Source organism: Streptomyces sp. CB01881, assembly GCF_002953255.1.
Taxonomy (GTDB): Bacteria; Actinomycetota; Actinomycetes; order Streptomycetales; family Streptomycetaceae; genus Kitasatospora.
The window spans coordinates 9,286,102-9,300,422 of the sequence record NZ_CP026498.1 but is presented as its reverse complement, the minus strand read 5'-3'; the positions used below and the strand labels follow the sequence as shown (position 1 = coordinate 9,300,422).

The following is a 14,321-nucleotide window of genomic DNA, read 5'->3' as shown; positions in this document are numbered from 1 at the left end:
GCCAGGCCGGCGCCGCCGACGTGGATTTCGCCGGTCATGCCGGTGGGGACGTGGTGGTGGTGGTGGAGGAGGTGGGTGGTGAGGTCGGGCAGGGGGCGGCCGATGGTGCTGGGGGCGCCGGGGGCGAGGTGGTGGGGGGTGAGGGGCTGGCAGGTGACGTGGACGGTGGTTTCGGTGATGCCGTACATGTTGATCAGGGCCGGGTGGGTGGTGCCCATGTGGTGGGCCCAGTCGGCGAGGCGGTCGGTGGGGAGGGCTTCGCCGCCGAAGACGACGGCGCGCAGGGTGGTGGGGCGTGGGCCGTCCTGGATGATGGCGGCGGCCAGGGGCAGGAAGGCGGAGGGGGTCTGGTTGAGGATGGTGACGGCCTGCTCGGTGAGGAGGCGGGCCATGTCGGCGGGTGTGCGGCGGGTGGTGTCGTCGACCAGGACCAGGCGGGCGCCGTGGATGAGGGCTCCCCACAGTTCCCAGACGGAGAAGTCGAAGGCGAGGGAGTGGAAGAGGGTCCACACGTCGGTGCGGTCGAAGTGGAAGTGGTCCTGGGCCGCGGTGAACAGGCGGGCGGCCTGGGCGTGTTCGATCAGTACGCCCTTGGGCTGGCCGGTGGAGCCGGAGGTGTAGATGACGTAGGCCAGCTGCCCGGGCAGCGGCACGACCTCCGCCGCGCCGTCCGCGCCGGCCGCGCCGTCCGCGGTGTCCGCGCCGTTCGCGGTGTCCGCGGTGTCCGTGCCGTTCGCGGTGTCCGCGGTGGTGGAGCCGTTCGCGGTGTCCGTGGTGGTGGTGTCCGTGGTGGTGGTGTCGTCGAGGAGGACGACGGTGAGGTTGTCGAGGGCGTGGGCGGGGACGCGTTCGAGCAGGGCGCGGGTGGTGAGCAGGACGGTGCAGCGGCTGTCGGTGAGCAGGTAGGCCAGGCGTTCGGCCGGGTATCCGGCGTCGACGGGCAGGTAGGCGCCGCCGGCGAGTTGGACCGCGAGGACGGCCGCGACCTGTTCGGGTGAGCGGTCCACGAGCACGGCGCACAGCTTCTCCGGGCCGATCCCGTGGGCGACGAGCCGGGTGGCCGTTGCGGCGGCCCTGGCCTGCAGTGCCCGGTAGGTGAACTGCCGCTCGCCCCAGACCAGGGCGACCGCGTCGGGCCTCTCCGCGGCCCGGCGGGTGAACGAGGTGACGGGTGCCGGCGCGTTCGCGAACACGGCCCGGCCGGGGTTCAGCGCCCGGACCCGTTCCAGCTCGCCGGCCTCGTCCAGCAGCCGGACCTCCTCCAGCGGCCGGTCGTCACCGGCGGTGAAACCGGCCAGGACCGTGGCCAGTTGGTCCAGCAGCCGGCGCGCGCCGTCGTGGTCGTAGCGTTCCCGCTGGAACAGCAGCCGCAGCTGCAGTCCCTCACCCGGCGCGGCGACCAGTGTCAACGGGGTGTCCGTCTCGTCGGAGACCCGCACCTCACGCACCCTGACCCGGTCCCCGCCGCCGTCCGCCTCACCCGGCGGCAGGTTCTCCACCACCACCAGACTCTCGAACAGCGCCGTCCCGCGCGGGACCTGGCTCCAGCCCTGGATCTGCGTCAGCGGCGTGTGCTCGAACTCGCGCAACTCCACCAGCGACGACTGCAACTCCCGCAACCACGGACCGACCGCGGCCCGCCCGTCCAGACGCACCCGCACCGGCAGCGTGTTGATGAACAGGCCGACCATCGACTCGATACCCGGCAACTGAGCCGGACGCCCCGACACCGTCGCCCCGAACACCACGTCCTGCTGACCGGCATGACGGCCCAGCAACAACGCCCACGCCGCCTGGACCACCGTCCCCAACGTCACACCCTGACGCCGGCACAACTCCCGCAGACCACCGACCACCTCATCGGACACCGACACCAGCGCACTGGCCACACCCGGCTCCGCGACCACCGGCGGATCCCACGGCAACACCGTCGGCGCCACCACACCGTCCAACGCCGCACGCCACACACCCTCGGCCACACCCGAATCCTGCGCACCCAGCCACGCCACGAACTCCCGATACGGCCGCACCACCGGCAACACCACACCACCACCACGCACCCCCTCATACAGAGCGAGCACCTCACGGAAGAGCACCGAGCGGGACCACCCGTCGAAGATCAGGTGGTGGTTGCTGCAGACCAACTCGTAGACGTCGTCGGCCAGTCGGATCACGGCGATCCGCAGGAGCGGAGCGCGGGTGATGTCGAAGCCCTGGGCGCGGTCCTCGGCGAGGAAGACCTCCAGACGCTCCTCGGCCTCGTCCGGGGTCAGTCCGCGCCAGTCCAGCTCCGCCCACGGAAGCCGCACCGCCTTGTGCACAACCTGCACGGGGCTTTCGAGGTTCTCCCACAGGAAGGACGTCCGCAGCACGGTGTGGCGGGCACAGGCCTGCTCCCAGGCCTCCCGGAAGGCCGCCGGGTGGAAGTCGCCCTCGATCCGGCAGGCGAGTTGCTCCGTGTACATTCCGCCGCCGTCCGCGACGGTGTGGAAGAGCAGACCCCGCTGGAGAGGTGCCAGGGGGTAGATATCCTCGACATTCATCATCACTGGTATCCCGACCTGCTCAGAAGCGACGGAGAGTGCCATGCGGAAGGGGCCGGCGGCTGTGTCCGACGGCAAAGGGCACCGGTGGTGCTTGAACCCTGATGGCGGCTCAGATGACATTCGAACGAGCACTGGTGAGGTTCACTCAGTGCCGTAAGGAAGATTGGGCGGACGGTTGGGCCGCGGGGCGGACCGGCTCAGGCGGTCCGTGCGAGTGGACCGCTTCCGCTGTTTCCCGGTCCGGACGGGGCCCGGTGCTGCCGGCCCGCAGTAATCTCCCCGTTAAAGCCAGCACTCTCGATCATGACGTGAACAGCCTTCCCCCGGTTGGTCACTTCGGCGACGTGAACTCGCTCGAAACGTGGCTAGGGGCTGTGGGGCCCACCGGCGGGTGGGTGCCGGAACAGTCGAGCTGGAGTATCACGGCCTGGCGCGACCACTGTAACGCGAAAGACTGTTCGTGTCAGGCACTCAATTCTGAACACCCGTTCCGGGGGTCACTCCGGCCCCAACTGGCCTGAGCTGCGGGGACAGCGACGGACCGTCAGGCGATCGGGCAGCCCGAAGCGCGGCCGGTGGTTCATCACCGGCCGCGCTGGACGGGCCGCGGCGGCTCAGCAGTTGCCGAGATCGCGCAGGGTCGAGAAGAAGATGGACGTGAGAATCAGCAGGCAGACGCCGGTGGCGGCGGACAGGAGGTCGAGCCCCTCCGTGCTCACGGCGGAACTGAGGCTGATCCAGGAGGCGAGCGCCCCGCCCACGGCGAGGACCGCGATGCCGAGGCGCAGTCGGGCGGGGTGCGGCGGCACCGTCACGCTGGCGTCCAGGGAACTGATGATCCGGCTGACCTGGATCGCCCCGAGGGTGAGTGTGAGCCAGTAGCAGCTGGTCACCAGCAGGCGCGACTTCGACATGACCGCCGGGTCGACGCTGTGCACGAAGACGATCGCGCCGATTCCGAGGATCGCGGGAGCGGCCAGTGCCAGGAAGGTTCTGCGTAGCAGCGTGGTGACGGCATGCCAGGTCAGCCGGGGCAGCGGCAGGACCAGGACCATGCCGAGCAGCATCAGCTCGGCGCAGTTGGTCAGGCTCCAGGTGGGGTGGTACTGCTGGGAGAGCGGGCTGTGGCTCGCCGCTGCGGCCCGTCCGACGACCCAGATGGTCAGGGTGACGGTGAGTGCCATCGTTGCCGCGCGGTAGCGGCGTTGGGAGGCGGACGCGGCCGGCCAGACCACGGGGTGCAGCCAGAGGTCGATGACGGTGGCCAGCAGGCTCGGCCAGGACCGCCAGCCGGCGGACTGCGCGTCGGCCTCCAGGGCGGAGCCCCAGCGGTCGCGGAAGGACTCTGGATACATCCGGACCAGGACCCGGGTGACGCTCATGCCAGGCTCACCCCCAGGCCGCGGAGCCCTGCGGCTGCCACCCGGGCCATCGAGCGCAGCTCCTTTTCGAGCACCTCGCGCCCCTTCGGGGTCAGCTGTACGGGCCGGGTGCGTGCCACCTCGTCGAGGGGCTCGATCAGCCCCTTGGCCTCCAGGCGGGTCAGCGCACCGTACAGGCTGCCCGGCCCCAGCTTCCTTCCGGTGAGCTCCTCGATGGCCGCGTTGACGGCGTAGCCGTGCAGCGGGCCGTCGGAGAGCGCGCACAGTACGAGTGTCTGCGCATCGTTGGCCTGCATCGTGTTCCTCCTCCTGTCCCGGGAAGACTACTACGTGACAAGTGCTACGCGGCGTGTACTATTCCGGGTCATGGCAGAGAACAGGACACCCGTTGTCTTATCGGGTGTGACGAAAAGGTTCGGCACCACGACGGCCGTCGATTCGCTGAGTTGGGCCCCGCGGCGGGGTCAGGTGACGGCGCTGGTCGGTCTGAACGGAGCCGGTAAGTCCACGACCATGCGCGTGATGACCGGGCTCATCAAGCCGACCGAGGGCTCGGTGAAGGTGGCCGCCGGGGACGGGGAGCGGGCTCTTTCGGCCATGATCGAGACTCCCGGGCTCTTCACCGGCATGTCGGTGCGCCGGAACCTGGACATCCACCGGGTCCTCACCGGGGCCCCGGCCGCCCAGATCGACGAGATCGCCGAACTCGTGCAGGTCCAGGACGTGATGGGCAAGCGGGTGGGAACGCTGTCCCAGGGCTACCGGCAGCGCGTGGCGATCGGTGTGGCACTGTTGGGCTCCCCGGCGGTGCTGTTGCTGGACGAACCGACCAACGCGCTGGACCCGGATGCCATCCTCCAGCTGCGCCAGCTCATCCGCCGGGTGGCGGAGCGAGACACCGCGGTGGTGGTCTCCACCCACCAACTGCGCGAGCTGGAGGGCACCGCCGACGCGCTGACGCTCATCCACGACGGGCAGGTCCTCTACGACGGGCCGTTCGACGACTTCGTCGGCAGCCCCAGCCTGCGCATCCGGGCCATGGACGACGCGGCAACAGGCGGCCTGGCCGCCGCGCTGGAGGCCGAGGGTATCCGGGCCGACCGCACGCCGGACGCTCTGCGGGTCACCACGGACGGATCGGCGGACCTGCTGGCGACGCAGATCTTCGACATCGCGGCGCAGTCCGGCGTGAAGCTGGTCGAGCTCAGCCACGTCACGCCGACCCTCGAAGAAGCCTTTCACGCCGCGATCTCGGGAGCCAGCTCATGAGGACCTACCGCGCGGAACTACTCCGTTCGCTCAACCGGGCCACGGGCTGGTTCCTGGCGCTGTGGCTCGGTCTGATCATGTTCGCCATGCTCAACGCCAAGCCGCAGCAGCACGAGCCGTTGTGGGGCTTTCAGCAGGCCGGGATCATCGTCGCCACGCTGATCATGGGCCGTGCCGCCACGGTTGCCGCGGGTGACTTCAGTACCGGGACGATCCGCCCCTGGCTCATCTCCAGTCCGCGACGCGGCGGGGTCTGCCTGGGCAAGCTGGGGGCGTCGGTCACCGTCGCGATCGCGTTCTCGGCGATCGCGGGCGTGTTCGGGTTCCTGATGAGCTCCGTGCTCGGCACGGTGCCCCAGGTCTCGGAGTTCGCGGCGTCGGCCCGGGACCTCGTGGTGGCCTGCGTGGCACTCACCGTCTTCGGGCACGGCGTGGGTGTGCTGACCAGGAACATCCCGATCGCGCTCACCATCACGCTTGGCTGGATCCTGCCGGCCGAGCACCTGTTCGCGAGCAACAACCAGAGCGACTGGCTGCCTGGTCTGGTTGCCCAGCAGATCACCCTGGGGAAGTACACCGGCGGCGAGTACGCGGGCGCGCTCGTGCATGCCTTCCTTCCCTTCCTCATCATCGAGGCTGTGGCGTTGGTGTTCTTCCTTCGGCATGACGTCAACAGCTAGCCGGTGCCGTCAGCGTGTCGGCCGATTCCCTGGACGGGGTGGCAGTACGTGATTTCTCCTCGAAGCGACAGTCTTCCAGCCGGGGACGGAGCCCGGCCGGCCGTACGCTGGGCGTTGTCGGTCTCGGTTCTGACCGCCGTCGTGTTCACGGTCTTCGCCTACGTGACGACTCAGGCGAAGGTGATCAGGAACGGCAGTCCCTGGCAGGATGATCCGTACGACGCCGTCGTGACCTTCACGATGTTCTTCGTACCGATCATCGCCACGCTGACCGTGCTGCGGATGCTGTTGTGCCGGCGGGACGAGCCGCTTCCGCTGTACCGGGTTGTGCAGTTGTTGCGGGCCTCTTGCGCGTCCGCCGTGTTGGTCACGGCGACGCTCGTCACCGACTGGGTGGCCGTGATCCTGCGCGCCGACCAGGAGTTGTGGGACAGTGGTACGCCCTGGCTGATCGCCGTGCTCGGACTGGTGTCCGTGCTGGCGACGGCGGACTGGCTGGCGCAGGCCAGGGCGCGGCGGCTCCTGCCGGACCAGGACAGCTACCAGCTCCACGGCGACTGGCTCGACGACTTGGTGCCGGTGGCCGCCCTGCTGGCGGCACGGCTGCCGGGGCCGGCCAGGGGATTCGTCGCCTGGCTGGAAAGGATCGACGTCACCGGGTGGATCCGGACACATGTCACTCAGGTCATGGTGGCGGGAAGTGTTTTCGCCGGTCTGATGGTTGCGACCGGGCTTGCCCGGGAGAACGGCTTCGGCCTGCTCTTCGTCGGTGAGACCATCTGGTTCGCCGGGGGTATGTACGCCTTCGGCACGGTGTGCGACGCTGTCCTCCAGCTGACGGTCCGCCAGCCCCGGGGACGGTTGCGGCAGGCGGTGCACATCGGCGTCACCGCGGGGGCAGTGGCCCTGCCGGTCTCGCTGGCGCTGCGCGACGGCATCGTGAGCACGGTCGGGCTGACCGTCGACACGCCGGCCGCGCTGACCGTACTGACCTGCGTCAGCGCGGTGCTCACCGGCATGGTCGTCTTCGGCGGCATGGCGGCCTGGTCCTATCGGCGCTGAGGTCCAACGGTCCGGGGGTCCGCGTCCGTTGGCCGGGCGCCCGTCGCAGCGGGCCGGACCCGTTTTGCCGGCCCGTCCCGTCCTTGTGACGGGAATGTTCCGATAAATTCATTCCATACTTCGCGACATCGCGGTCCGCGGTGTTCGCGAGCATTCTCCCGACCGCGCTGTCTTCCCCCGGGACAGGGCGGTCGGGGCGTTTTCCCTGTCCCGACGTCAAATCGCTGTCGCCCCTGATATGCCGTTCTGCCGTTCATGCGATTGAACGCCCCCGGGAAGCCGGGTGAGGAGTGCCGGCGGGAAGTCGCCGGACCGGCGGGGGGATGGTCAAGAAATTGCAAATTGTTTGGCACCGTCGGTTTCGCTGGGCGCCGGACCGGTCGGGCCGGGCGGGGCTCCGGGCGCCGCCCGAGTAGTGAACAGTCCTGTTTCGCCCGGAAGTTCATACCTGTAGTCGAGGCGGCGTTGATCACCCGCCCCCCGGGTCGGTGCCACCCCTAAGTGCTTCGCGTAATGACGTGTAATGCTGCGGAAATCTGAGGAATTGGACCTCATCGGGCCGGACGGCAGAAAATCGGACATACCGCGCAGGTGCTCTGGCGGGCGCAAAACGGGTCTGTTCATGATCGGTTTCGTGGGTTAGAGTCGCTGCCGAGTCTGCCGTCTGCGACAAGAGAGCCGGGCGAAACCAGTCAAGAGGTGCCCAGGGTCTTCGGGGGAGCACATTCATGGCGTCACAGTCTTTTCACGACTCCTGCGTTTCGGAAACGCTTGTGGACGTATTGCGCAGGCGGGCGGTGGAACAGCCGGACGGGTTAAGCCACACCTTCCTCGCCCATGGCGACGCGGGGGCGGCCCGCCTCACCCACGCCGAGCTGGACGCCCGAGCCCGGGCCATCGCCGCGTGGCTACAGGATCGTTTCGCCACGGGCGACCGCATTCTGGTGCTCTGCCCGTCGGGGCCCGACGCCGTCGCCGGTTTCTACGGCTGCCTCTACGCGGGAATGATCCCGGTGCCTGCAGAGCCGTCGGGACCCGGCGTACCGCGATCGCCTGCCCGCCCCTCCGCGCTGCTCACCGACTCCGGTGCACGAGGCGTACTGACCGTCTCCGACGTCTTCGACGACGGTCCCGTCGGCGGCCTCACGGGGGCCGGCACACCAACCGGTGAGACCGCGGCCGTTCCCGGCCCCGAACGGCTGGCCCTCGACCGGCTGGACGAGGCCGCGTGGGGGCCGCGCTGGCGCCCGGCAGCGTCCCCGTGCGCCCCTGTCGCCCAGCCGATGCGCTTCAGCCTCATCTACTTCCCCGGCCGGGTGCCGGAGTTTGCCGAGGATGGCTACCGCCTGCTGCTGGAAGGTGCGAAGTTCGCGGACCAGCACGACTTCGAGGCGGTTTGGCTGTCGGAGCGTCCCTCCGGCGGTGGGCACCCCAACCCATCGGTGCTGGCCTCCGCGCTGGCCGTCCTCACCGAGCGGATCCGGCTGCGGGCCGGCGGCCTCGTCCCGTCCGTGAGCCAGGCGCGAGGGCTCCCGGACTGGGCCGCCGTCGACGGCCTTTCCGGTGGCCGGGTCGATCTGGCGTTCGCGGCCGGGCCGGACTCCCGGGAGTTCGGCCCGGCCCCGGACGGCCGCACCGACCGCCGCGCCTCGCTGGCCTCCGCCCTGGACACCGCTCGGGCGTTCCGGGGCGGCCGGAGCGCGGACCGATACGACGGCGCGGGCCGGGACCAGCCGACCCCGCCGTTCCCGCAACCCGGGCAGTCGGAGCCGGCAACTGTCTGGGTCGCCTGTTCCGGCGGGATCGAGCAGTTCGTCGAGGCCGGCGAGTGCGGCGCGAACGTGCTGACTGCCCTGCAGTTCCAGAGCGTGGGGGAGCTGGCCGAGAAGATCGCCGCCTACCGTGCGGCGCGCGCCCGCAGTGGCCGCGACCCACGGTCCGGGCATGTCACTCTGATGCTCCACACTTTCGTCGGCGACGACCTGGACGAGGTGTTCTCGACCGTCCGCGGCCCGCTCGGCTCGTACCTCGAAGCTTCGGCGGAGCTGTGGCAGCACGGCGCCGGGCGGCTGTCCGACCTGGACCGGACCGGGCGTCAGCAGGCGCTGTCCGAGGCGTTCGAGCGCTACGTCCGGTCCGGCGCGCTCGTCGGCACGCCGGAGAGCTGCCTGCCGTTCGTCCAGCGGCTGCGGGTGGCCGGCGTCGACGAGATCGCCGCACTGGTCGACTTCGGCATCGATACCGACGTCGCCCTGGACGGCCTGCACGCCCTCGACCTGCTGCGCCGGCACGCTTGCGGGCTGCCGGCCGCCGTCGAGCCGGCCCAGGGACGGCGGGCGGGCGCTCGCTCCGGCCCGCCCGGAGCGACAGCGCCCACGGACCCGGCGGAGGCCGCGCTCTCCGCCGCGACTGCTGCGCCGGCCGGGCGCCAGGACGCGATGGAGGACTACCTGCGCCGCCGGGTTGCAGAGGCGTTGGAGCGCACGCCGGGCGGGTCGGCACCGGTCCGCGGCCCGCTCGGTCCCGGCGCCGACGGCCCGATGGTGCTCGGCCTGGCCAATGCCGGCCGGCTCGATGTGCGGATCGCCCTCACCCCGGCCGAGTTCGCCGCGCTCGGCGGCGACGCCGCCTGGGCCTTCGAGCCACCGCCACCGGACGCGGGCGGTGCGGACGGCGCTGACCGGGCGGGCGACGGGACGTCCGACCTCAGGCGCCGGGTCCGACAGGAGACCTTCCCGCTGTCTCCGCCGCAGCAACGGCTGTGGTTCCTGGAGAAGTTGACGCCCGGCACCTCGGCCTACTGCCTCCCGATGGCCGCGCGCCTGTCCGGTCCGCTTGACGTGGCGGCCCTGGAACGCGCCCTCAACCGGGTGGTCGCCCGCCACGAAGCGCTGCGCACCGCCTTCGTCGACCACGCGGGCGAGGCCTCGCAGGTGGTCACGGCGCAGCAGGGTCTCACCGTTCCGCTGGTCGATCTGCGCGACCGGCCGGCCGGCCGGCGCGAGGAGGAGGCGTTGGAGCTGGCCGCCGAGTTCACCGGCCGCCCGTTCGACCTCGCCCGGAGTCCGCTGCTCCGCGCAACCGTGCTGCGACTCGCCCCGGACGACCATCTGCTCGTCATGGTGGGACACCACATCGTCATCGACGGCTGGGCGATCGGCGTGCTCTTCGACGAGCTCGCCGCCGGCTACCAAGCCGCCCTGCGCGGCGAGGACCCCGCCCTGCCAGAGCTGCCATTGCAGTACCCGGACTTCACCCTGTGGCAGCGGGGGGCCGTCCAGGGGCCGGAGATGGAAAAGCAACTCGGCTACTGGAAGCAGAAGTTGACGGGAGCCCCGGCATTGCTGGAGCTGCCGACGGACCGTCCGCGCCCCGCAGTGCAGCGGTTCCGCGGCGCGACCCGGAGCTTCCCGATCGGCGCCGGCCTGCACGAGGAACTGCGCCGGCTCAGCCGGGAAGAGGGCGTGACCCTCTTCATGACGCTGCTGGCCGCCTTCAACGTGCTGCTGGCCCGCTACAGCGACCAGGACGATGTGGTGGTGGGTACCCCCATTGCCAACCGGAACCGGCCGGAACTGCAAGGCCTGATCGGCTTCTTCGCCAACACCCTGGCCCTGCGCACCGACCTCGGGGGCAATCCGAGCTTCCGCGAGCTGCTGGACCAGGTCCGCGAGACCTGCCTGGACGCCTACGTCAACCAGGACGTGCCGTTCGAAACGGTGATCGACGCGCTTGAGCCCACCCGCGACCTGAGCCACCAACTGGTCTTCCAGGTGATGTTCGCGCTACAGGGAACCGTACTGTCCGACCTGCGGCTCCCCGGGCTGGACAGCACACCGGTGGAGCTCGACTCCGGCGCGTCCCGGTTCGACCTCTCCTTCTCATTGAGCGAGGCGGAGGACGGGCTGCACTGCGCCGTCGAGTACAACACCGACCTGTTCGACGAGGCCACCATCGAGCGGATGGCCGGGCACTACCGCGTGTTGCTGGAGTCGGTGGCGGCGGATCCGGCCTGCCCGATCGGCCGACTGCCGCTGCGCACCGGGGCCGAGCGGGAGTGGCTGGCGCAGTGGAACGCGACCTCGGTCGACCGTCCGCGCGAGCGCTGCCTGCACCAGCTGATCGAGGACCGGACGGCGCTCACCCCCGACGCGGTCGCGCTGACCTGCGGGCCGCGCCAGCTCAGTTACGCCGCGCTCAACGAGCGGGCCAACCGCCTCGCCCACCTGCTGCGGGAGCGCGGCGTCGGTTCCGAGGCGCGGGTCGGCGTCTTCCTTGAGCGGTCCGTCGACTCCGTCGTCGCGCTGCTGGCCGTGCTGAAGGCCGGCGGTGTGTACCTGCCACTCGATCCGGGTTATCCGGCCGACCGGCTGGTCTACATGCTTGGCGACAGCGACGTGTCCGTCGTGCTGACCACGGAGGACCTGCTTGAGCGGCTGTCCGCTGGGCCGGCCACGGTGATCTGCCTGGACCGGGACGCGCGGAAGATCGCCGCCGGCAGCCCGGCCGACCCGGCCGTCGACACGCACCCTGAGCAGCTGGCCTACCTGATCTACACCTCCGGATCGACCGGCCGTCCCAAGGGCGCCATGATGGCCCACCGGGGACTGGCCAACCTGATCACAGTGGAGGCCGGGGCACTCTCCCCGGACCACGAGAGCAGGGTGCTCCAGCTCGCCTCCTTCAGCTTCGACGCTTCGCTGTGGGACGTCGTGATGTCGCTGCCCTTCGGCGGCACCCTCTGTCTGGCCACCGGCGAGGAGCGGCTGCCGGGCGACGACCTGGCCCGCCTGATGACCGAGCAGGCGATCACGCACGCGACGCTGGCGCCCTCCGCGCTCGCCGTGCTGCCCACCGCGGCCGCCCCGTACTTGCGCGTGCTCACCTCCACCGGTGAGGCGCTGCCGCCGGAGGTGGTGGACCGGTGGGCGGCCGGCCGACGGCTGATCAACGGCTACGGGCCGACCGAGTCCACGGTCGGTGCCACCGCCGGCCAGTGCCACCCCGGCGACCAGCGGCCCGACCTGGGCACCCCGTTCGCGAACACCCAGGTCTACGTGCTGGACCCGCTGATGCAGCCGACCCCGTCCGGTGTGCCCGGCGAGGTGTACATCGGCGGCGAGGGCCTGTCCCGGGGTTACCTGGGGCGGCCTGGGCTTACCGCTGAGCGCTTCGTGCCGGACCCCTTCGGCACCGAGCCCGGCGGCCGGCTGTACCGGACCGGCGACCGGGCCCGGTTCCTCGCCGACGGCCGACTCGTGTTCCAGGGGCGGTTCGACCACCAGATCAAGCTGCGTGGTTTCCGGATCGAGCTGGGCGAGGTCGAGGCCGCGCTGCGGGAGCATCCGGCCGTGGTCGAAGCCTCCGTGTTGCCGGACCAGGACGGCCCGACCGCCACCCGGCTGGTCGCCTACATCGCCGCCGCGCCCGGCACGACGGCCGGGGAGCTGCGCGCCCACTGTGCTGAGCGGCTGCCCGACTACATGGTTCCGAGCGCGATCATGGTGCTGGACGCCCTGCCGCACACGCCGAACGGCAAGCTCGACCGGCGCGCCCTGCCGGCCCCGGACATCGACCGGCCGGACGAGGACTCCTCGTACGCGCCGCCGCGGTCCGCGGACGAGGAGACGCTGGCCGGCATCTGGGCGAAGCTGCTCGGCTTGGCCCGGGTGGGCCGTGACGACAACTTCTTCGCGCTGGGCGGAGACTCGATCATGAGCCTCCAGATGGTCGCCCGCGCGGTCGAGGCGGGGCTGCCGCTGAGCACCAAGCTCGTGTTCCAGCACGGGACCGTCGCCGAACTCGTCGCCGCGGTACGGCCGGACGAGGAGCCGGCGCCGGCCAAGGCGGAGCCCCTCGCCTTCGCCCAGGCCGGACTCGACCGGGCGGAGGTCGGCCGGCTCGCCGGCCAGGTGCCCGGCCTGGAGGATGTCTACCCGCTGTCGCCCATGCAGCAGGGCATGCTCTTCCACACCCTGTACGCGCCGGAGAGCTCGGTCTACCGGGTCCAGCTGACGGTGCGCCTGGAGGGCCCGCTCGACACCAAGGCACTGCGCGCAGCCTGGGAGCAGCTGGTGGAGAGGCACACCGCGCTGCGGACGACCTTCCATCGGACCTCGCAGGGCCAGCTGGTCCAGGTGGTCCACCGGACGGTCCCGCTGCCGTGGACGGAGCTCGACTGGCACGGACCGGCCGAGGAGGAGTTGTCCGCCCGACTGGCCGATCTTGAGGACCGGGAGCGGGGCACGGCCTTCGACCTCGCCGGGGCGCCGCTGCTCAGGGTCGTCCTGGTGCGGGTCGCCGATGAGGCGTACCAGCTGGTCTGGACGATGCATCACGCCCTGCTGGACGGGTGGTCACTGCCGATCCTCCTTCGTGAGGTGCTCGCTCTGTATGAGGGGGTGCGTGGTGGTGGTGTGGTGTTGCCGGTGGTGCGGCCGTATCGGGAGTTCGTGGCGTGGCTGGGTGCGCAGGATTCGGGTGTGGCCGAGGGTGTGTGGCGTGCGGCGTTGGACGGTGTGGTGGCGCCGACGGTGTTGCCGTGGGATCCGCCGGTGGTCGCGGAGCCGGGTGTGGCCAGTGCGCTGGTGTCGGTGTCCGATGAGGTGGTCGGTGGTCTGCGGGAGTTGTGCCGGCGTCAGGGTGTGACGTTGGGGACGGTGGTCCAGGCGGCGTGGGCGTTGTTGCTGGGCCGTCATGCCGGTCAGCAGGACGTGGTGTTCGGGGCGACGGTGTCGGGGCGTCCGGCTCAGTTGCCGGGTATCGAGTCGATGGTCGGCCTGTTCATCAACACGCTGCCGGTGCGGGTGCGTCTGGACGGGCGGGCCGCGGTCGGTCCGTGGTTGCGGGAGTTGCAGTCGTCGCTGGTGGAGTTGCGCGAGTTCGAGCACACGCCGCTGACGCAGATCCAGGGCTGGAGCCAGGTCCCGCGCGGGACGGCGCTGTTCGAGAGTCTGGTGGTGGTGGAGAACCTGCCGCCGGGTGAGGCGGACGGCGGCGGGGACCGGGTCAGGGTGCGTGAGGTGCGGGTCTCCGACGAGACGGACACCCCGTTGACACTGGTCGCCGCGCCGGGTGAGGGACTGCAGCTGCGGCTGCTGTTCCAGCGGGAACGCTACGACCACGACGGCGCGCGCCGGCTGCTGGACCAGCTGGCCACGGTCCTGGCCGGTTTCACCGCCGGTGACGACCGGCCGCTGGAGGAGATCCGGCTGCTGGACGAGGCCGGCGAGCTGGAACGGGTCCGGGCGCTGAACCCCGGCCGGGCCGTGTTCGCGAACGCGCCGGCACCCGTCACCTCGTTCACCCGCCGGGCCGCGGAGAGGCCCGACGCGGTCGCCCTGGTCTGGGGCGAGCGGCAGTTCACCTACCGTGCAGGCCAG

General features: G+C 70.8%; 7 protein-coding genes. 4 read left to right on the top strand and 3 right to left on the bottom strand.

Annotated features, from left to right (window positions below; translation table 11 throughout):
- The 3 genes from C2142_RS30345 to C2142_RS30335 form a co-directional block, all read right to left on the bottom strand.
- On the bottom strand, positions 1-2,543 hold a 2,543-nt coding region (locus C2142_RS30345), incomplete at its 3' end, for an AMP-binding protein (protein WP_241002865.1).
- Between the two features lie 617 nt (positions 2,544-3,160).
- Positions 3,161-3,928, bottom strand: coding sequence for a hypothetical protein (locus tag C2142_RS30340; RefSeq protein WP_148646036.1), 768 nt, complete (start codon positions 3,926-3,928; stop codon positions 3,161-3,163).
- Positions 3,925-4,224, bottom strand: coding sequence for a helix-turn-helix transcriptional regulator (locus tag C2142_RS30335; RefSeq protein WP_148646035.1), 300 nt, complete (start codon positions 4,222-4,224; stop codon positions 3,925-3,927). The genes C2142_RS30340 and C2142_RS30335 overlap by 4 nt, the downstream gene beginning before the upstream one ends.
- A 70-nt stretch (positions 4,225-4,294) precedes the next feature.
- On the opposite strand from C2142_RS30335, the gene C2142_RS30330 reads away from it, so the two are divergent.
- The 4 genes from C2142_RS30330 to C2142_RS30315 form a co-directional block, all read left to right on the top strand.
- Positions 4,295-5,197 (top strand): ABC transporter ATP-binding protein, encoded by a 903-nt coding sequence (locus C2142_RS30330; protein WP_148646034.1) that lies wholly within the window; start codon positions 4,295-4,297, stop codon positions 5,195-5,197.
- A complete protein-coding gene (locus tag C2142_RS30325; protein WP_148646033.1) occupies positions 5,194-5,877 on the top strand; it encodes a hypothetical protein in 684 nt (227 codons plus the stop codon). Before C2142_RS30330 ends, C2142_RS30325 begins: the two co-directional genes overlap by 4 nt.
- A 114-nt stretch (positions 5,878-5,991) precedes the next feature.
- Positions 5,992-6,939, top strand: coding sequence for a hypothetical protein (locus tag C2142_RS30320; RefSeq protein WP_148646032.1), 948 nt, complete (start codon positions 5,992-5,994; stop codon positions 6,937-6,939).
- Positions 6,940-7,667: 728 nt separating this feature from the next.
- On the top strand, positions 7,668-14,321 hold a 6,654-nt coding region (locus tag C2142_RS30315; protein WP_162002587.1), incomplete at its 3' end, for a non-ribosomal peptide synthetase.